Annotated in this window: 18 protein-coding genes; 4 read left to right on the plus strand and 14 right to left on the minus strand. The window is 73.8% G+C overall.

Annotation, left to right across the window (positions count from 1 at the left end; all coding sequences use genetic code 11):
- Window positions 1-5 precede the first annotated feature (5 nt).
- The 3 genes from OG505_RS10520 to OG505_RS10530 are packed head-to-tail and all read right to left on the minus strand — an operon-like array spanning window position 6 to window position 2,849.
- Entirely contained in the window at window positions 6-824 is an 819-nt protein-coding gene (locus tag OG505_RS10520) for an SDR family NAD(P)-dependent oxidoreductase (protein WP_405432862.1), read from the minus strand.
- Window positions 821-2,146, minus strand: a complete 1,326-nt coding sequence (locus tag OG505_RS10525) for a flavin-containing monooxygenase (protein ID WP_405432863.1) — start codon at window positions 2,144-2,146, stop codon at window positions 821-823. The genes OG505_RS10520 and OG505_RS10525 overlap by 4 nt, the downstream gene beginning before the upstream one ends.
- A gap of 55 nt (window positions 2,147-2,201) precedes the next feature.
- Window positions 2,202-2,849 carry a TetR/AcrR family transcriptional regulator gene (locus tag OG505_RS10530; RefSeq protein WP_405432864.1) on the minus strand — a complete coding sequence of 216 codons (648 nt, stop codon included), beginning with the start codon at window positions 2,847-2,849 and terminating at the stop codon, window positions 2,202-2,204.
- 57 nt (window positions 2,850-2,906) lie between these two features.
- On the opposite strand from OG505_RS10530, the gene OG505_RS10535 reads away from it, so the two are divergent.
- The 3 genes from OG505_RS10535 to OG505_RS10545 all read left to right on the plus strand — a co-directional run bounded on the left by OG505_RS10535 (window position 2,907) and on the right by OG505_RS10545 (window position 6,000).
- Window positions 2,907-4,256: an MFS transporter gene (locus OG505_RS10535; protein ID WP_405432865.1), complete on the plus strand. Its 1,350-nt coding sequence runs from the start codon at window positions 2,907-2,909 to the stop codon at window positions 4,254-4,256.
- Between the two features lie 26 nt (window positions 4,257-4,282).
- Window positions 4,283-5,470, plus strand: a complete 1,188-nt coding sequence (locus OG505_RS10540) for a hypothetical protein (protein ID WP_405432866.1) — start codon at window positions 4,283-4,285, stop codon at window positions 5,468-5,470.
- A gap of 188 nt (window positions 5,471-5,658) precedes the next feature.
- Window positions 5,659-6,000: an RNA polymerase-binding protein RbpA gene (locus OG505_RS10545; RefSeq protein ID WP_046564157.1), complete on the plus strand. Its 342-nt coding sequence runs from the start codon at window positions 5,659-5,661 to the stop codon at window positions 5,998-6,000.
- Window positions 6,001-6,063: 63 nt separating this feature from the next.
- On the opposite strand, the gene OG505_RS10550 is transcribed toward OG505_RS10545, so the two are convergent.
- The 9 genes from OG505_RS10550 to OG505_RS10590 all read right to left on the minus strand — a co-directional run bounded on the left by OG505_RS10550 (window position 6,064) and on the right by OG505_RS10590 (window position 16,618).
- Window positions 6,064-6,588, minus strand: a complete 525-nt coding sequence (locus tag OG505_RS10550; RefSeq protein WP_405432867.1) for an FxsA family protein — start codon at window positions 6,586-6,588, stop codon at window positions 6,064-6,066.
- Window positions 6,589-6,653: 65 nt separating this feature from the next.
- A complete protein-coding gene (locus OG505_RS10555) occupies window positions 6,654-7,463 on the minus strand; it encodes a polyprenol monophosphomannose synthase (protein WP_405432868.1) in 810 nt (269 codons plus the stop codon).
- Between the two features lie 34 nt (window positions 7,464-7,497).
- On the minus strand, window positions 7,498-9,264 hold the full coding sequence (gene lnt, locus OG505_RS10560; RefSeq protein ID WP_405434449.1) for an apolipoprotein N-acyltransferase: 1,767 nt from the start codon (window positions 9,262-9,264) through the stop codon (window positions 7,498-7,500).
- A 577-nt stretch (window positions 9,265-9,841) separates the two neighbouring features.
- Window positions 9,842-11,179, minus strand: a complete 1,338-nt coding sequence (locus tag OG505_RS10565; RefSeq protein ID WP_405432869.1) for a glutamate mutase L — start codon at window positions 11,177-11,179, stop codon at window positions 9,842-9,844.
- 41 nt (window positions 11,180-11,220) lie between these two features.
- Window positions 11,221-11,628, minus strand: coding sequence for a hotdog domain-containing protein (locus tag OG505_RS10570; RefSeq protein WP_405432870.1), 408 nt, complete (start codon window positions 11,626-11,628; stop codon window positions 11,221-11,223).
- A complete protein-coding gene (locus tag OG505_RS10575; RefSeq protein WP_405434451.1) occupies window positions 11,625-12,374 on the minus strand; it encodes an OAM dimerization domain-containing protein in 750 nt (249 codons plus the stop codon). Before OG505_RS10575 ends, OG505_RS10570 begins: the two co-directional genes overlap by 4 nt.
- A gap of 71 nt (window positions 12,375-12,445) precedes the next feature.
- The gene (locus tag OG505_RS10580; RefSeq protein ID WP_405432871.1) at window positions 12,446-14,002 is read right to left on the minus strand and encodes a lysine 5,6-aminomutase subunit alpha; all 1,557 of its coding nucleotides are present in this window, start codon (window positions 14,000-14,002) and stop codon (window positions 12,446-12,448) included.
- Entirely contained in the window at window positions 13,999-15,564 is a 1,566-nt protein-coding gene (locus tag OG505_RS10585; RefSeq protein ID WP_405432872.1) for an amidohydrolase, read from the minus strand. Before OG505_RS10585 ends, OG505_RS10580 begins: the two co-directional genes overlap by 4 nt.
- Window positions 15,565-15,568: 4 nt before the next feature.
- Window positions 15,569-16,618, minus strand: coding sequence for a zinc-binding alcohol dehydrogenase (locus OG505_RS10590; RefSeq protein WP_405434453.1), 1,050 nt, complete (start codon window positions 16,616-16,618; stop codon window positions 15,569-15,571).
- Window positions 16,619-16,773: 155 nt separating this feature from the next.
- On the opposite strand from OG505_RS10590, the gene OG505_RS10595 reads away from it, so the two are divergent.
- Complete coding sequence (locus OG505_RS10595; protein WP_405432874.1) at window positions 16,774-18,165, plus strand: KamA family radical SAM protein; 1,392 nt, start codon at window positions 16,774-16,776, stop codon at window positions 18,163-18,165.
- 49 nt (window positions 18,166-18,214) lie between these two features.
- Here OG505_RS10595 and OG505_RS10600 read toward each other — a convergent pair whose 3' ends face one another.
- Together OG505_RS10600 and OG505_RS10605 are read right to left on the minus strand one after the other, a co-directional pair.
- A complete protein-coding gene (locus OG505_RS10600) occupies window positions 18,215-19,273 on the minus strand; it encodes a hypothetical protein (RefSeq protein ID WP_405432876.1) in 1,059 nt (352 codons plus the stop codon).
- Window positions 19,273-19,794: an RNA polymerase sigma factor gene (locus tag OG505_RS10605; protein WP_405432877.1), complete on the minus strand. Its 522-nt coding sequence runs from the start codon at window positions 19,792-19,794 to the stop codon at window positions 19,273-19,275. The genes OG505_RS10600 and OG505_RS10605 overlap by 1 nt, the downstream gene beginning before the upstream one ends.
- Window positions 19,795-19,865: the final 71 nt, after the last annotated feature.

The following is a 19,865-nucleotide window of genomic DNA, read 5'->3' on the forward strand; positions in this document are numbered from 1 at the left end:
GGCGGTCACCGCCCCCGGTGGCGGCGGAGCATCGCCGCGGCCAGCGGCGCGGCGTCCAGGTCACCGGCGGCGAGCCGGGCGGCGAGGGTACGACGTACCAGCCGGTCGGCCAGCGCGGGCGCGTGCCGGCCGACGGCCATCTCCAGCCGGCCGCGCCGGGTGGTCGCCACGTCCCGGGGCGCCCGCCGGGCCGTGGCCGCGCGCAGGATCGCCGCGACGACACCCTCGACGGGCTCGGGGCGGGACACTCCCCGCAGGGACAGGCCGGCCTCGGCGGTGCTGTCGTGGATCGGGGAGGCCACCATGCTCGGGTAGACGACGCTCACCCCGACGTGGGTGCCCACCTCGTGGCGCAGCGCGTCGGCGTACGCGACGAGGGCCCGCTTGCTGACCCCGTACGCGGCGGCCAGCGGCAGCGGCAGCACCGCCATCCGGCTGGCCACGAAGATCACCCGGCCGCGTGCGGTGAGCAGCGGGGGCAGCGCGGCGGCGGTGGTCCGCCAGGCGGCGAGCAGGTTGACCTCCAACTGCTGGCGGACCACCTCGTCGGGCGGCAGCTCGGCCGGCGCGGGGCCGCCGACCCCGGCGTTGTTGATCAGCAGGTCGAGGCCGCCGAGGTGGTCGACGGCGGCCCGTACGGCCGTCGGCACGGCCGCCGGGTCGGTCAGGTCGCAGCCGAGCACCGGGAGGACGACGTCGGGTCGCGCGTGCAGGTCCAGTCCGACCACCCGGGCGCCCGCGGCGTGCAGCGCGGCACCGAGGTGCCGGCCGAAGGTGCCGCTCGCGCCGGTGACGAGGACCCGCCTGCCGATCAGGTGCGTCACCGGCCCGCTCCGGCCGCCGTGGCGCGACGGGCGCCCGCGCTCAGTTCCCGGGTCAGCTCGACCAGGTAGGCGTCGAAGTCCACCCGCATCGCCGGTCGGCGCTGACCCCAGCGGGCCGTCGCCGCCCGCAGCTCGGCGCGGCAGGCGGCCCGCTGCCGGGCCGGGTCGGGCAGCGTGCACCGGCCGGCGAGCTGCGCGGCGATCAGCTTGGCCTGCGCCTCGACCAGCGGGAACGCCGAGCCGGTGGACTGCATCAGCCCGACGAACATCAGGCCGGGGGCTTCGGGGTGGAACACGTGCCGGTACAGCGGCAGGGTGTCGGCGCCGCCGCCGAGCAGTTCGGGGTCGAGAAATCCGATCTCCACCCGGTACCCGGTGCACCAGACGATCAGGTCGACGACGTCGGCGCGGCCGTCGGTGAACTCGACCCGGCCGCCGTCGAGGGCGGCGACGCCGGGGCGGGCCTCGATGTCGCCGTGGGTCAGCCGGGACAGCAGCCCGTCGGAAAGCGTCGGATGGTCCTGCAGGAAGCCGTGCGTCGGCGCGGGAAGCCCGTAGCGGGCGGGGCTGCCGACGGCGGTGGCGAGCATCGTCTGGCTGAGGCGCTGGCGCAGCCGCCACGGCAGCCGGCGGGCCAGCGCGCCGTTGAGGGTGTCCGACGGGCGGCCCAGCAGGTACTTGGGCACCACCCAGACGCCCCGGCGCAGCGACAGCAGGGTCCGCTCGGCGACGTACGAGGCGTCCACCGCGATGTCCATCGCCGAGTTGCCGCCGCCGACGACCAGGACGCGCCGGCCGGCCAACTGCTCGGGGCCACGGTAGTCGTGACTGTGGATCTGCTCGGCGGTGCTGGTGCCGGGGTACGGCGGGTCGGGCAGCCGTGGCACCCGGTTGTGACCGTTGGCGACGACGACGGCCTCGACGGTGACCTCGACCCGTCCGTCCGGCCCGGCCGCAGCGACCGTCCAAGCGCCGTCGGGTCGCCGGGTGACCCGCTCGACGGTGTGCCGCAGACGAATCGCGTCGCGCAGCCCGAACCGGTCGGCGTAGTCGGCCAGGTAGCCGGCGACGCGTGTGTGGTCCGGGTAGTCGGGCCAGTCGGCGGGCATCGGGTGGTCGGCGAACTCGGTGCGGCCACGGCTGGTGTTCAGGTGCAGCGTGCGGTACGCGGGCGAGTCGGGGGCCCCGTACACCCAGAGGCCGCCGACCTGGTCGCCCGCCTCGAAGCAGACCACCGCGACGGCCGCGTCGCGCAGTGCCTTGACGGCGGCGAGCCCGGCCGCGCCGGCGCCGATCACCGCAACCCTGGGTGGTGCCTGCATCGCTGCCCCCATTAATCCAACGTCCGATGGATAATCGTCGGGTGGCGGCGGCTCGTCAAGGGCCCGGCGGTCCGTAGAGCCCGTCCAGGAGGCGGTGCACGAACGCCCGGAACTCGCGCCGCTCCCGGGCGCCCGGCGTGCCCGCCGCCAACGCCACGACGTGCCCGTGTGTCGCCCAGACCAGGCTGCGCACGGTGATGTGCGGGGTCGGCTCGGCCAGCGCGCCGGCCGCCGCCGCGGCGGTCAGCAACTCCGCCACCAGCCGGTAGAGCGGCTCGGCGTAGCGCTGGTCCAGCTCGGCGTGCCGCTGCGGCTCCAACCAGCGCCGCAGCCACAGCGCGGTGGTCTCGGGGTGGTCCTGCAGGAAGTCCACGAACACGTCGACCAGGTCGTGCAGCGCTCGCCGCGCCGCGTCCGGGCCGGCGTCGAGGGCGGCCCGGGCCCGCTCGGCGGCGGCGGTGAGGACCTCCCGCTCGACGGCGAACACCCGCGCGAAGCACGCCTCGTAGAGGGCCGCCTTCGTACCCGTGTGGTGGGCGACCGTGGCGACGTCCACCCCGGCGGCGGCGGCGACCTCCCGCAGCCCGACGGCGTCGAAGCCGCGTTCGGCGAACAGCGCGGTGGCGGCGGTGAGCACCACCTCGCGCGTCGGTCGGGTCTCGTCGCGCCGGGGCCGACCCGGGCGGCGTCGGGGCATGGTCATGGCCGCCATTGTGCCCCTAGAATCCAGCAACTGTTGGATTGTGGAGAGGGTGCGGCGATGACCGGGCTCGACCGGCGGCCCGTGGCCGCCACCGACGCGACACTGCCCCGCGGCCCCCTGGCCGGCTTCGCGGCCGGATCGCTCGGCATGGGTGTCTGGGTGACCGTGCCCGGCCTGCTGCTGCTCTACTTCCTCACCGACGTGCTGGCCGTCGGACCGTGGCTGGCGGGTCTCGCGCTGCTGCTGCCGAAGATCGCCGACGTGCTGCTACACCCGTGGGTGGGGCACCGCGCCGACGTCGAGCAGGCCCGCCGGGGCGACAGGCGTCGGCTGCTGCTGCTCGGTTGCGCCCTGCCGGTGGCGTTCGCCGCGCTCTTCGCGGTGCCCGGCGGCCTGACCGGAGCGCCGGCCGCCGCGTGGGTGGCGGTGTTCTTCGTCGCCGGCAACCTGCTCTTCGCCGCCTACCAGGTCCCCTACCTGGCCACCCCGGCCGACCTGCGCATCGGCTACGACGAACGCACCCGGCTGATGGCGTTCCGGATGGTGGTGCTGACCCTCGGCATCCTGGCCTCCGGGTTGGTGGCCCCGCTGCTGACCGGCGGCGACGCGGCGAGCCGCGGCGGCTACCAGCGGATGGGCGTGGTCCTGGCCGTCGGGATGCTGGCCGCCATGCTCGTCGGCGTCGCCGGCACCGCCCGGCTGCGCGGCGCCGCGGCGGGGGCCACGACGGCGGGGCACGGCGGGTGGCGGGCGCTGCGCACCGCCCTGCGCGACGCGCAGTTCCGCTGGCTGGTCGCCGCGTACCTGGCCATGTCCACGACCACCCACCTGGTGCTCGCCGGGGTGCCCTACTACGCCGAGTACGAGCTGCGCGCCCCCGGCCTGACCACGGTGCTGGTGGCCGCGTTCGTCGCGCCGGCCCTGCTGGTCACCCCGGGGTGGCTGCTGCTGGCCCGCCGCGTCGGCAAGCAGCGGGCGCTGCTCGGCGCGCAGGGCGCGTTCGCCGCCGGGTCGCTGGTGCTGGCGGTGGGCCGCCCGGCCGGCCTGCCGGTGCTGGTGGCCGCGGTGGCGGTGCTCGGGGTGGCCTTCGCCGGCATGCAGCTGCTGCCGTTCTCGATGCTTCCCGACGTCATCCGCGCGTCCGGCGCGACGGGCGCCGGTACCTACACCGGCGTGTGGACGGCTACCGAGGCGACCGGCGCGGCCCTGGGCCCGTACGCCTACGCCCTGTGCCTGGCCGTCAGCGGTTTCGTGGCGTCGACGGCGGGCCAGTCGCCGGTGCAGCCGGATGCGGCGCTCGTGGCGGTCCGCTACGGCTTCGGGTTGCTGCCCGCGGCGGCGATGCTCGCCGCGCTGCTGCTGCAACGCCGCTACACCCTGGACACGACCGCCCGGGCCGCGAGCTGAGCGGCCGGCACTAGACTTCGCGCTCGATGGACGCCCCGCTCACCCCCACTGAAACCCGCCCGTGCGCCCACTGTGGACGGCCGGTGCCGCAGCGTGTCGGCGCGGGTCGGCCGTTTCGGTACTGCCGCGACAACGACGGCGCCTGCCAGCGCGCCTCGCGCAACAGCCGGATGCGCCACCGCAACGCGCCCGGACTGCCCGGTCAGGTGGCCCGCACCTGGGAGGCGGTGGACCGTCTCGACCAGATCGTCGAGACGTTGACCGAGGCGTTGCACGCCGAGCTGTCCCCCGGGGGTGTGCAGCGGCAGCTCGCGCAGGCCCGCGCGGAGGCCGCCACCGAGATCGCGGCGGCGCAGACCGAACGCGACGAGGCCCGCGACGACGCCGAGGCGGCGGCGGCCGACGCGGCACGCGCCCGCGAGCAGGCCCGCGCCGCCCGCGCCGAGGCCGACGACGCCCGCCGGAGCGCCGAGCAGGCGGCGAGCCAGGCCACCGCGGCCGACGAGCGGGCCCAGCGCGCCGAGGCCGCCCGCGATCAGGCGCGGCACGACGTCAGCGCCGCCGAGGCGCTGCGCGCCCAGGCCGAACGGGACCGGGACCAGGCCCGCGCCGAGGTGCGTGACCTGCGGGGCGAGCGCGACACCGAGCGCCAGCGCGCGGCCGACCTGACCGTCGAGCGGGACGCGGCGCGCACCGACGCCGAGCGGGCCACCCGGGCCGCAGCCGAGGCGACCGAGCGGGCCGCACGGTGGCAGGCCGAGGTGCAGGACGTGCGCCGCCAGATCGACCAGGCCCGCGCCGACGCCGCGCGGACCCGCGCCGAGGCCGCCGACGCGGCCCGCGCCCGGGAACAGGCCGACCGGGCCCGCGACCGCGCCCAGGTCGCCGCCGCCGAAGCCGACGACGCCCGGCAGGAGGCCGCCGAGCTGGCCACCCGGCTGCGCGCGGAACTGACCGCCACGGCCGCGCAGCGCGACGCGCTCACCGCCGACCTGACCGCCGCCCGGCAGGCCGCGGCCACCGCCGAGGGCCGGCTCACCGCCGTGACGGTACGGCTCGACGCCGCCGAGGCCGACCGTGACGTGGCGCAGCGGCGGGTGGCGCAGCTCGGCGACCAGGTCAGCGACCTGGCGTTGGCGCTGGCTCGCCTGGGCGCCGCCGCCCCCGGCGGTGCGGGCGCTTCCGACCCGGGTGCACCGCCGGCGCAACCTTGACCGCGTCCGGGCGGTTAACATCCCCGGTGGCGGTCCCGACAGGCCGCCGCCGTGGCGTCACTGTCTCGGCCGGCTACCCTTGGGTCCGGCTCACCCGTGGACGCCTCACGCCCTCGGGCGGGAATGGGGCGACGGGAAGGCACCGTTACACCCAGAAGACCAGCACCACGAACGAGGGGAAGTCGATCATGGGCGAGCGTATGCTGCGCGGAAGCCGCCTGGGCGCGGTCAGCTACGAATCCGACCGCAACACGGAGCTCGCGCCGCGTCAGACCCGCGAGTACCTCTGTGCCAAGGGCCACCAGTTCGAGGTGCCGTTCGCCGTCGACGCCGAGGTCCCGACGACCTGGGAATGCAAGTTCGACGGCAGCGTCGCCCGACTCGTCGACGGCAGCGAGCCGGAGCAGAAGAAGGCCAAGCCGCCGCGTACCCACTGGGACATGCTGCTGGAGCGGCGCTCGATCGCCGAGCTCGAGGACATCCTCGCCGAACGCCTCCAGGAGGTTCGGACCCGCCGCGGCCGCGCCTGAGCCCCACCCGCACGACACGGCGCCCCCGGGTTTCCCCGGGGGCGCCGTCGTGTGTGCGTGCGTTCAGTTGCGGCCCGGCTCGACGATCTCACCCTCGATGGCCCGGCCACCGTCGACGACCACCGGCCGCTCCGGCTCCGGACGCGGCGTCGGCTGCGGCGCACCCTGGCGCACCCGCACCGTACGCGGCCCGAACAGGTCACCGGCCACCATCGACGACACCCGCCGCTCGGCGGTGCGTTGCACCCCGGCGCGGGCCAGGCGACGCACCGGCGGCACCATCAGCAACAACCCGACCAGACCGCTGACAAGACCGGGCACCGCCAGCAGCAGCGCGCCGGCCAACCCGACGAGCCCGTCGGTCACCTGCCGCCCCGGTGGCTGCCCGGCCCGCGCGGCGGTGCGGAACCCGCGCCAGGCGCGCATCCCCTCGCGGCGCAGCAGCACCAGCCCCAGCAGCGACGCGGCGAACACCAGCAGCACCGCCGCGCCGAACCCCACCGCCCGCCCCACCAGGACGAACACCGTCAACTCCAGCACCACCGCCAGCAGCAGGGCGACCGGCACGAACCTCAATCCTCGGCGCATCTCACCTCATCGCCATCCCGCGGCACACCGACACGTACCGCACATCCAGCATGACACGGCCGCGCTCACGGCCACCGCACCTGACCCGTGGGGGTGCCGTGCAGGCCCCGGCGTACGGCTTGGCGCCGGTCCTGCACACCCCAGCGGGTGATCCGCCACAGCGCCTCGGCGACGATGCGCGGGCTCATCTTGCTGTCGCCGCGTTCCCGCTCGGCGAACGTGATCGGCACCTCCACGATCCGCACTCCGGCCCGGTGGGCGAGCCGCGACAACTCCACCTGGAACGAGTAACCCTGCGAGCACACCGACTCCAGGTCGATGGCGTCCAGGGCGCTGATCCGGTACACCCGGTAGCCGCCGGTGGCGTCGGAGACGGGCATGCCCAGCGCGAGGCGCGCGTACAGGTTGCCGCAGCGCGACAACAGCAGCCGCCGCAGCGGCCAGTTCACCACCTGCGCGCCGCTGGTCCACCGCGACCCGATCACCACGTCGGCGTCGCGGGCGGCATCCAGCAACGCCGGCAGGTCCTCCGGGGCGTGTGAGCCGTCGGCGTCCATCTCCACCACCGCGTGGTAGCCGCGCTCACGCGCCCATCCGAACCCGGCCAGGTACGCGGCGCCGAGGCCCTGCTTGCCCTCGCGGTGCAGCACCTGCACCTGCCGGTCACCGTCGGCGAGCGCGTCGGCGATCGCGCCGGTGCCGTCGGGGCTGTTGTCGTCGGCGATGAGGATCTGCACGGCGGGGGCGGCCCGCCGGACCCGCCCCACGATCGCCGCGACGTTGTCGGCCTCGTTGTAGGTGGGGATCACCACGAGCACCCGACCCACGCCGGGCACCTCGTCCGGACGCCGGATCGTATCGGTCGCCTGGATCACGGTTCCTCCGCTCCCGCCGGCGTACCGGCTGTTGCTATCCGGGCATGACCCGCTGCCGTCGGCGCAGCACGCCCGCGCCGGCCAAGGCGGCCACGGCCAGCCCGGCGAGAGCCAGCTCCGGCCACCAGCCGAGGCGGGTGGCGAGGGTACGCCCGCTGTCGAGCCGTAGCTGCCGGACCACGACCTCCCGGGTGTTGAACCCGGTGGCGTCGCTTACCCGCCCATCGGGGGCGACGAACCCGGACACCCCGACCGTGGAGGCCATCAACGCCGGCCGGCCGTGCTCCACCGCCCGCAGCCGCACCATGGCCAGCTGCTGGCGGGCTTCGGCCTCGTCGAAGGTGGCGTTGTTGGTCTGCACCACCAGCAGCTGCGCGCCGCCGGTGACGGTGTCGCGGACCACCTCGTCGTAGGCGACCTCGAAGCAGATGATGTCGCCGAGCACGGCCGGGCCGGCGCGTACCACGCCCGGGGTGCTGCCGGGCACGAAGTCGTTGCGGATCAGGTCGACCTTGTCGCTGACCTGGCGGGCGATGTCGCGCAGCGGCACGTACTCGGCGAACGGCACGGGATGGCGTTTGGTGTAGAGCTGCGCCATGTCCGCGCCGGTGTCGGGCCGCCACAGGATGCCCGCGTTGCGGACCTGCCCCGGGCCGGGCCCGAGCAGCACCGCGCCGACCAGGATGGGCGCGCGGATCGCGTCGGCGGCCTGGGAGATGCGGGCCCCGGCGGTGGGATTGCGCAGCGGGTCGATGTCGCTGGAGTTCTCCGGCCACACCACCACGTCGGGTTGCCGCTCCGCGCCGGAGGCGACCCGCGCGGCCAGCTCCAGGGTGGCGTCGACGTGGTTGTTGAGGACCGCCTGGCGTTGGGCGTTGAAGTCCAGCCCGAGGCGCGGCACGTTGCCCTGCACGATCGCGACGGTGACGGACGCGCCCGACCCGGTGGCGGCCAGCGGCACCAGCAGACCCGCCCCGGCCAACGCGACCGCGGTGACGGCCGGCACGGCCACCGGCGCCCACCGCCGCGCGCCACTGGGCCGGGTGGCCGGTTCGCCGGGGCGGCTGGTCGAAAGGCTGCCGGCGGTCCGAGTGGGCGTCTCGATGTCGCCGGGGCCGTCGGTCGGGTCGGTGTCACCGGGGCCCTCGGTGGGGTCGGGGGCGCCGGTCGGGTCGGCGTCGATGAGGCTGGTGGGGCGCCGGGTGGCCCAGGTGTGCCAGCCGGCGGTGACCAGCAGCCCGCCGACGACCGCCACGGCGAACGTGACCAGCGGCGCGCCGCCGAGGGCGGCCAGACGCAGCAGCGGCGAGTCGCCCTGGGTGAACGCGAGACGCCCCCACGGGAACCCGCCGAACGGTGTGCGGTCGCGCAGCGCCTCCTGCCCCACCCACAGCAGCCCGGTCAGCGTCGGCCATGCCCAGCGGCCACGGTCGGCCAGCGGTGACACCCAGGCGGTGGCGGCGCCGAGCAGCGCCAGGTAGCCGGCCTGCAGCAGCGACAGCAGCACCCACGGCAGGTATCCGGTGTGCAGGTTCGTCCAGGCCAGCAGCGGCGCGAACAGCGCCACCCCGGTGAGGAAGCCCACACCGGCGCCGGCGCGCAACCGCCGTCGGTGCGCGGCGGCGGCCAGCAGCGCCACGCCGACCGGCGCGAGGGGCCACACCCCGTACGGCGGGAACGCCAGCAGCAGGGCCAGCCCGGCGGCGACCGCCATCGGCGCGGCGACGCGCAGCGGCAGCGGCCGACCCACGGCGACCGACGCGCTGATCACCGTGGAGGCGTGGCTCTCATCGCGGTCCAGGGTCGTCACCGCTGCTTCACCTCGATCACCCGGCGAAGGCTACCCGGCCGCCACCCCCGCCGGCCGCATCACCCCGCACCGAGGACCCTGCTCCGCGATCTTGCACTTTCCGCCCCGACACAAGGGGCATTCCCACCCACAGCGGCAACAGAAACTGCAAGATCGGCGCGGGGGTGGGGTGGGGGATGAAATCGGGGCGCGGCTTTCGCCGCGCCCCGATGCTCCCAGGCCCTCCCCGGCCGGTGCGGCGAGAATGGGGCACGCCGACCTTCGGACCGACCAGGCGGTTGACTGGCTGCCCCCGCCGGGCCGTTGTCTACTGGCCGTGCACCTCACCCTGCCCGTACACCGGTAACCGCGACCGGTTCGCGCCGCCCCGCCGACCCCCGCCCGCTGGACCTGGCCGCCGCGACGATGACGCTGAAAAATGTCGCTCGGCCAGCGGACGAAGGGACGAAGCGAACAACAGCCGCTTCCCGTGGTAGGACTCAAAGACGGTACGTGCTGCACCCCGCCTCCTGTCAACCCACCCCCGGCCTGTCGTGTGTTGCGCCACGGCGTGTCGGGTCGGCGTGTCTCACTGCGTGCCCAGATGGTGGCGCAGCAGCGCCCCCGCGGCCGTCCGGTGCTCCTCGGCGAGCAACCCGCCGGCGGCCAGCACGTAGTCGACGTCGACGACCGCGCGGGCGGCCCGCGGCAGCGCCCACCCGCCCGCGTGATCGGCCAGGACTGCCGCCAGGACCTGCCCGGACGCGGGGCCGGGCGCGTGCCGCAGCACCCCACCGGAGCCCACCAGCAGCCGCACGTCGCGCAGGTCCCGCCCAGCCCGCTCGCCCGTGGCGGCACCCCGGGCGTGCCGGCGCAGCGCCACCGTCGCCGCGAGCGTGGCGATCCGCGCGTCCACGGCCCGCTCGGCGTCGTCGGCGGCCAGGAACGCCGGATCGGCGGCCCGCCGGTCGGCGGCGCCGGTCAGGTCGTCGGCCTCGCCGGCGGCGAGCAGCCGCTCCTCGGCTGCGGCGCGCACCACACCGGGGGCGCTCCACCGCATGCCCAGATCGCCCTCGACGGTGCGGGCCCGCCACAGACTGCCCGCGACCTCCCGGCCCGGCCCGGTGGCCCGCTCGTCGGGCGTGAGCACCGAGTACACGTCGGTGGTGGCCCCACCCACGTCGACGACGGCGAGGTCCCCGCCGATGGTGTCGGCGAGCACCTCCACGCCGGTGAGGACGGCGTCGGGCGTGGCCGCCCGCACCAGCCGCGCGAACCGGGTCCCCCTGGACAGGCGTTTGCCGCCGATGACGTGACGCAGGAACACCGCGCGGATCGCCGCGCGCGCGGACGCCGGGGCGAGCACCCCGATGCGCGGCAGCACATTGTCCGCCCCGGTCACCGGCACGCCGGCGGCCGCCAACAGCCCGGTCAGCTCCCCACGGACGTCGGTGTTGCCGGCCAGGACGACCGGCACCCGCCAGCGGGCCCGGGCCAGGCGGGTGGCGTTGTGGGTGATCGTGTCGGCGTCGCCGCCGTCGGTGCCGCCCACCAGCAGCACCACGTCCGGCCGGGCCGCCCGCAACGCCGTCAGGTCGGCGGCGCCGAGCCGACCGGCCGCCACGTGCACCACGTGCGCGCCGGCCGACAGCCCGACCCGCCGGCCCGCCTGCGCGGTCACCAACGCCTCGTAGCCGAGCACAGCCAGCCGCAACCCACCACCGGCCGACGAGCAGACGTACCACGGCACGTCGCGCGCCCCGAGCCCCGCGGTGGCCGCCGCGACGGCGGCGTCCAAGCCGTGCAGCACGTCGCTGCCCACCGTGGTGGGCGCGGTCGCCGCGCCGACGAGGACACCCGCGGCCAGATCCACCACGGCCGCCTTGGTGTACGTCGAGCCGACGTCCGCGCAGACCGCCAGGGTCACCGGCCTTCCCTGTTCGCGACTGCGGGGCTCGCAACCCCGGCTCACTCCTCGCGACTCACTCTGGCGGCGGGTACGACCACGGTGCCGGTCGCCGTGACCGCGACGATCGGCGGGTCCAGAACCTCGGCGGCGGACGCGGAGCGCTCCGGGCGACCCCGACACACCACCGCGCAACTCAACTCCAGGGTGCGGCTGCGACTGCCCACCCGGGACACCTGGGCGGTCACCTCCACCACGTCACCGGCCCGGATCGGCGCATTGAACCGCACGTCGGAGTACCCGGCGAACAGGCCCTCGTCGCCGTCCGTGCGGATACACACCTCCGTGGCGACATCGCCGAACAACCCGAGGGCGTACGCCCCGTCGACGAGGTTGCCCGCGTAGTGGGCGTGCGCGTACGGCACGTACCGCCGGTGCGTCACCGTCAACCCGAGCCTTGCGTCGGTCATGCCATCGCCTTTCGCTGCGTGATCAGGGCGTGCACGAGGTAGCTGGCCACCTCGCCGGGCGTGGTCCCCCGACCGAAGATCCGGTCCACGCCCAACTCGTCGGTCATCGACTCGTCGAACCGGGGACCGCCGACGATCAACAGGGGCCGTTTACCCGCCGGCATCGCCTCCCGGAACGCCGCCGACATCTCCCGCGTGTTGTGCAGGTGCGCGTCGCGTTGGGTGACGACCTGCGACACGAGCACCGCGTCGGCCTTCTCCACCCGGGCGGCCTCCACCAGCTCCGGCACGCTGACCTGCGCGCCCATGTTGGTGACCTTCAACTCCCGGTAGTACTCCAGGCCCTTCTCCCCCGCGATGCCCTTGACGTTGAGGATCGCGTCGATGCCCACGGTGTGCGCGTCCGTGCCGATGCACGCCCCGACCACCGACAGCTTGCGGCGCAGCCGCTGCTTGACGACGGTGTTGACCTCCTTGGCCGACAGCAGCGGGAAGTCCCGTTCCACCACCTGCACCGCGTCGACGTCGACGAGGTGGTTGACCCGCCCGTACACGACGAAGAACGTGAATTCGCCACCCATCGGCTTGGCGTGCACCACCATCGCCGGGTCGATGCCCATCTTGTTGGCCAACTGCACCGCCGCGCCCTCGGCCCGCTTGTCGTGGGCCACCGGCAGGGTGAACGACACCTGCACCATCCCGTCGCCGGTGGTGTCCCCGTACGGCCGCACGATCTGCCTACTCACGCCGCCGCCGCTTCGCGGCGGCGGCGTGAGCGCGTGACTGCTGTGCTGGCCGGTTCGCTCGCTACGCTCACTCACGCCGCCTCCAGGATGTCGGTGGCCGGGTTGCAGTAATCGGCCTCGTGCGCGGCGACCCCGTCCAGGCCCTTGCCCCGGTCCGCCGGCCGCTTCATGATCCCGAACGTGCCCTCCGCGATCGCCGTGAGCAGCGTCTGCTCCCCGATGCGCTCCAGCAGGTCCAGCGCCTCACCGAGGACCTGGTTGGCGCGACGCCGGATGAACCCGCCCGTCGCCGGCACGAAGTCCTCGTGCAGCCCACCGGCGGCGCCGAGGACGTACCGCACGTTCTGCAGCGCGATGTCCCGGTCCGACAGCCACGGCGTCACCACCGCCTCGGTCATCATCCCCACCAGCAGGATCCCCTGACCGGTCAGCGCGCCCGCCAGGTTGAAGAACCCGTCGAGCAGGTTGCCCCGGAACACGTCACCGGTCATGTGCTTCGTCGGCGGCATCCACTTGAGCGGCGCGTCCGGGAACAACTCCCGCGCCAGCAGCGCGTGCGCCAACTCCAGGCGGAACGACTCCGGCACCTCCGGATTGATCTCAAACGCGTGCCCCAGGCCCAACTGCCAGTCCGCCAGGCCCGCCTCGTGCGCGAAGAACTCGTTGAGCAGCTGCGACACCGTCACCGTGTGCGCCTCGTCGACCGCGTCGGCGGTGGTCAGGTAGTTGTCCTCACCGGTGTTGATGATGATCCCCGCGCGGGCGTGGACCTGCCGGGAGAACCGCTGGTCGACGAACGTACGGACCGGGTTGATGTCGCGGAACAGGATCCCGTACATCGAGTCGTTGAGCATCATGTCGAGCCGTTCCAACCCGGCCAGGGTCGCCATCTCCGGCATGCACAGGCCCGACGCGTAGTTCGTCAACCGCACGTAGCGGCCCAACTCCTTCGACGACTCGTCCAACGCCGCGCGCATCAACCGGAAGTTCTCCTGCGTGGCGTACGTGCCGGCGAAACCCTCCCGGGTCGCGCCCTCGGGCACGTAGTCCAGCAGCGACTGCCCCGTCGACCGGATCACCGCGATCACGTCCGCGCCGGCGCGCGCCGCCGCCTGCGCCTGCGGAATGTCCTCGTAGATGTCCCCGGTCGCCACGATCAGGTAGATCCACGGCCGCTGCTTCGGGTCCCCGTGCCGCTTGATGAGCCGGTCCCGCTCCGCGCGCCGCCGGTCGATCCGCCGGACACCCGCGCCGACCGCCTTGCGCGCCGCCGACCGGGCCGCCGTCGCCGCCCGCCCGCTGGGCAGCGCGAACCGCACCGACCCGGCCGCGGCCTTCTGCGCCAGCAACGTCACATCCGTGATCCCCTCGCGAGCGAGGGCGTCGAACACCGGCACCGCCACCCCGTGACCCAACCCCACGTCCGCGGCGACCGCGTCGACGAGCCGGTTCACCCACGGAATGCCGTCCGGGTCGGCGCCGCTCACCCCGGCCAGCCGCAGCACCGCCCGCTCCACCGACACCGTCGTGTGGCTGCGGGCCAGGTCGACCACCGGCTGCCCGGCCCGACGCGCCAACTCCCGCGCCCGCGCCACCAACACCGGATCAAGGTCAAGTTTCCCGGTCACGACGACCCTTCCTCATAGATGACCTCACCGCGCAGCACCAGCCGCCGGCACACCGGCAGCGGCGTCGGATCGTCCGGACCCCGCACCTCCGGGTCCTCAGCTACCAGCACCGGCAAACCCCGCTCGAGGCCCGCCGGCGTCGACCACACCGCGAACGTCGCCGGCGCACCCAGCGCCAGCACACCCTCGACGTCCAGGTGCACCGCCCGCCACCCACCACGGGTGTGCGCCGCGAACGCCGCTCGTACACTCATCCGCTGCGCCGGGCTGTGGTGCGCCACCGCCGCCCGCACCGACCCCCACGGGTCCAGCGGCGTCACCGGCGAGTCCGACCCGAACGCCAACGCCACACCCACCGAGTGCATCGCACCCATCGGATTCGACTCCAACGACCGCGCAAGACCCAACCGCGCCTCGTACATCCGGCCCGCGCCACCCCACAACCGGTCGAACGCCGGCTGCATGCTCGCCACGATCCCGTACTCCACGAACCGCGCGATCATCGACTTGTTCATGATCTCCGCGTGCTCGACGCGGTGCCGGGCCGCCCGCAGCCGCTCCACACCCAGCGACTCCGCCGCCGCCGCGAAACCGTCCAGGACGGTGCCGATCGCCGCGTCACCGATCGCGTGGAAACCGCCCTGCATGCCGTACGCCGCGCAGTCCAGCAGGTGATCACGCACCTGCTCGGCCGTCAGGTACCCGTGCCCGCAGTCGTCACCGTCGCCGTACGGCTGCGACACGTGCGCCGTACGCGAACCCAACGCCCCGTCGGCGAACAGGTCACCTCCGGCGCCCACCGCACCCAACTCCCGGGCCCGCGCCGCGCCACCCAGCTCACCCCAGTACCCGTACACCTCCGGCAACCCCGCCCCGGAGATACCCAGCAGACCGGTGAAGTCCTCCTCATCGGAAACTTCCGGACCACCGCACTCGTGCACCGCCGCGATGCCCAACGACGCCGCGTGCGCGAGCGCCACCCGCTGCGCGGCGACCCGCTGCGAGCGCGTCACCGACCCCTGCGCAGCCGCCCGCACCACATGGTGCGCGTCGCGCCGCAACCAGCCCGACGCGTCGTACCCGGGCGCCTCTGCCGCCTGCGGACACGCCGCCAGCAACGCCGACGACACCACCGCCGAATGGATCGACGCCTGCGACAGGTACACCCGCCGGCCACCGGCCGCCCGGTCCAACGCCGCCGCGTCCGGCAACGCCTTGTCCGACCAGCCGGACTCGTCCCAGCCGTGCCCCAGCACCACCGCGTCCGCCGGCAACCCCGCCGCGAACACCGCCACCGCGTCGAGCAACTGCCCCGCCGAGCGCACCCCGGACAACTTCAGCCCGGACAACGCCAACCCGGTGTCGGTGGCGTGCACGTGCGCGTCGACGAACGCCGGCGTCACCAGAGCCCCGTCCAGGTCCACCACCCGGTCGGCCGGCGGCGCGTCACCGTCGGTCCCCAACCAGGCAATCCGCCCACCGGACACCACCAGCGCGGTCGCGCTCGGGTCGGCGGGGCAGTGCAGCACGCCGCCGCGGTACAACGTCGAGGGGTTCGTCATGACCTCAGTCTGCCGCGATCCGCGCCGCGAACAGCCGACGCACCCCCGGCTCGGCGCGCAACAGCCCCAACGCCAGCTCCGCGTGCCCCGGCACGTACCCGTTGCCCACCAGCATCGTCACGTCCGCCGCCAACCCCTCCGCGCCCAACGCCGCCGCGGAGAAACTCGTCGCCATCGAGAAGAAGATCACCGTGCCGCCGTCCGCGGTGGCCAGCACCGCGCCGTGCTCACACCCCGGCACGTCCACGCACACCACCGTCACGTCCGCCGGCACGCCCAGCGCCGTGGTCACCGCCGTGGACAACCCCACCGGGTCGCGCGCGTCGGCCACCGCCACCACCGACGCCAGCCCGGCGGCCGTCAGCGCGTCCCGCTCCGCCGCCACCGGAACCACCCCGACCGTACGCGCGGCGCCCGCACGTCCCGCCGCCGCCAGAGACAGCGACCCGCTCTTGCCGGCCCCGCCGATCACCGCGACCCGCACCGGCGTCGGATCACCACTGCGCCGACGATCCTCCACGTAGCGCGACACCACCCGGGCGGTCAGCGCGGGCGCCCCGCACACGTCCAGCACGGCCAGGGACAACTGCGGGTCCTCGTCGTCGGGCAGCACCGCCGCGATGGACCGCGCGAACAGGATCGCCCACCCGTCACACGGCACCTGCTCACTGCGCCCGTCCCAGCGCGCCAGCCCGTCGGTGATCACCAGGGGCGTCAACGTCAACGACACCAGCGTGGCGACCCGCTCACCGGCCTTGAGCCCCAGCGGGGACCGCCGACCGGCCTCCTCGACCGTGCCGATCAGCATCCCGCCGGAGCCGGTCACCGGATTCTGCATCTTCCCCCGCCTGGAGATGATCTCCAGCACCTCGGCGCGCACGGCATCCCCGTCGCCGCCGTGCTTCTCCGACAACTGCCGGAAACTCGCCGCGTCCAGGTTCAGCCGCTCCACCCGGATCCGCACCTCGCTCGGGGCGATCGCTGCGGACGCGTCCAGTCGCCAAGCCGCCTGCGGCAACACCCCCGCCGGTTCCACGACGCGGTGCAGTCCCACCGGTGACGTCACGCCGACCTCCCCTGTCCAGCCGCTCGAAGCCCCGGTCAAGGCTCGCGTAGCGGGAAAACTTACGGCAGACTAGTTTCTGTACCGAATATTTTCCAGTAGCCTTCGGGCTTCGATGATCCACCGCGCACCATCGAGGAGGGGCCGTGACCCAGACCATCCCGCAACCCCGTCACGCCCCGGTCGCCGTACCGACCGCCGGGCAGCCGTACGAATACCACCGCCGCCCCCTGGTCGAACCCGACTGGACCCGCTTCCCCGGCTGGCGCACCGTCACCCGCGACCAGTGGGAATCCGCCCAGTGGCAACGCGTCAACTGCGTCAAGAACATCAAGCAGCTCCGCGCCGTCTTCGGCGACCTCGTCGACGACAGCTTCTACGCCGACCTCGAGGCCGACCAGAAGGCCCTGGCCACCATGTCCATGCTGGTGCCGCCACAAATGATCAACACGATGGTGCCGTTCGCGCCGCTGACCACCGAGGCGCTGCTCGCGGACCCCATCCGCCGCTACATGATCCCGGTCGCCTCCGACCGCCGCACCGACTGGCCCTCACACCCCTACGCCAGCCGCGACAGCCTGCACGAGCACGACATGTGGGTCGCCGAAGGCCTCACCCACCGCTACCCCACCAAGGTCCTCGCCGAACTGCTCTCCACCTGCCCCCAGTACTGCGGCCACTGCACCCGCATGGACCTGGTCGGCAACTCCACCCCCGCCGTCGACAAGCTGAAGCTCACCCTCAAGCCCGTCGACCGCTACGACGCCCACATCGCCTACCTCAAGGCCCACCCCGGCGTACGCGACGTGGTCGTCTCCGGCGGCGACGTGGCCAACGTCCCGTGGCGCAACCTCGAGTCGTACCTCATGCGCCTGCTGGAACTGGAGACGGTCCGCGACATCCGCCTCGCCACCAAGGCCCTCATGGGCCTGCCCCAGCACTGGCTGCAACCCGACGTCGTCGAGGGACTGGAGCGGGTCGCCCGCACCGCCGCCCGCCGCGGCGTCAACCTCGCCATCCACACCCACGTCAACCACGCCCAGTCGCTCACCCCACTGGTCGCCAAGGCCGCCCAGACCGCCCTCGACGTCGGCGTCCGCGACGTCCGCAACCAGGGCGTCCTCATGCGCGGCGTCAACGCCACCACCCCGGAACTGCTCGACCTCTGCTTCGCCCTGCAGGGCGAAGCCGGGATCCTGCCGTACTACTTCTACATGTGCGACATGATCCCCAACGCCGAACACTGGCGCGTCCCGGTCTGGCACGCCCAGCAGCTCCAGCACGACATCATGGGCTACCTGCCCGGCTACGCCACCCCACGGATCGTCTGCGACGTGCCCTTCGTCGGCAAGCGCTGGGTGCACATGCTCACCGACTACGACCGTGAGCGCGGCATCTCCTACTGGACCAAGAACTACCGCACCTCCATCGAGTCCGCCGACCTGGAAGCGCTCAACAAGCGCTACGCCTACTACGACCCGATCGACACCCTCCCCGAGGGCGGCCAGCAGTGGTGGAACGACCACCGCGACGACTGACCCACCGACGGCGACACCCTGGGGACTCCCCGGGGTGTCGCCGTTCCGGTCACCGGCAGCCCAGGGCCTGGGAGTACCCGGTCGGCGACGTCCCCGCCGCGACCTCGTCGGCGTACTTCCAGAACACCTCCGGCCAGTCACTGGCCTGATCCATGTCCCGCAGCACCCGCCAGCCGTGACTGCCGCGCAGCGCGTCGGCGGCCTGCCGTGCCGCCTCCTCGTCCCCGCCCGCCGTCGCCCGCTGCCACCGGTCGATCCACGCGCAACCGACCCGGGACGTCACGTCCAGCGCGAAATGGAACGAGTCGCCCAACCCGATCTCCTCGAACGCGGCGACATCAAAGCCGGGCGGCAGCGGCACGCCGGCCAGCACCTTCACCGCTCGCTCCCCCGGCGGCCTCACCATCTCCGCCGGAAGCGCCGCCAACCACGTCCGCGCATCCACCCGGACGATGTTCTCGAGAACCCGATCCAGATCTTTACGCGACCAGTTGCCCGACGTCCGCATCTCGACGAACAGCCCGTCGCGCGGACTCACCAGCACCGCATAATCACCGGCGAAGTACTGGAACAGGTCAGCCGGCCACCCGTCGACCCGCACCGACTTCGGGGGGCCCACGTCGAGCCGGTCGGTGCGGCGGTCCGCATACCCGGACTCCGGATACCAGGTCATCTCCAGCTCCCGCCCACCCTGGCGGAATGTGATGGTGCCGAAGTCGGCGGTGAACTCGGACAGCCCGCTCACCTTCCAGCCGACCCGGTCGATCAGCAGCCGCGGGTTTCTCTGCGCCACCGCCATCGCCGCCGCCGAATAGACGACCCCCGCGTCCGCGCTGGCGATAGGCGAGGCCCCGCCCTCCTCGGACTGCCCCCGTAACACTATGGATGCCGGCACGATGCTCAGGAGCACGGCCGCCGCCGCCATGACGCCCGCGAAGCGACGCACCCACAACCGCCGCGGCGGCATCCCGACGCTACGCCGGACCAACGACTCGGACAGGATGTCCTCCAGGAGTGCCTGCTTCACCCCGCCGAGGTCCCCCACCATCCCGAGCCCACCCGGGTCGGCATCCCGAACCAGCTGGTCGACACGCTCCTCTGTGGTCATCAGTCCTCCTTGCGGGTGGATGTGGTCAGCACGTCGAGTACATGTCCGGGCGGCCCCGGATCGTCACCAACCAACCCCCGCAACCTCGTCCGCGCCCGCGACAGCCGCGTCCGGACCGCCGCAGGAGACACCCCCAGCACCACGGCCACCTCATGCGGTTGCAGCCCCTCCCACACGGTGAGCATCAGCACCTCCCGGTCCACCTCGGCCAGACCCGCCAACGCCGCCCGAACGGCAAGACGCTCCGGCACCTCACTCCCCGGATCGGCCACCGACGCGGCAATCTGCTGGCGTAATCGCTCACCGAGGCGCTGCCGGCGAACACCACCACGGTGATGATTGGCCAGCACCCGCCGGGCGACCCCGTACAGCCACAGCCGGGTCGCACCGGCAATCGGAATGTCCTGCCGGCGACGCCACGCCACCAGGAAGGTCTCCGCGACCACGTCGGCCGCGTCTTCCGCATGTGCGACACGCCGCAACGCGTACGCAAGCAGCGAATCGAAATCGTCGGCGTACACCCGCCGGAATCGGTCCTCGTCTTGCTCTATCCCGGAGCTCACATTCACTCCATGTCCGGTGGGACCCCAAG

This window comes from Micromonospora sp. NBC_00617, from assembly GCF_045161355.1.
GTDB lineage: Bacteria > Actinomycetota > Actinomycetes > Mycobacteriales > Micromonosporaceae > Micromonospora.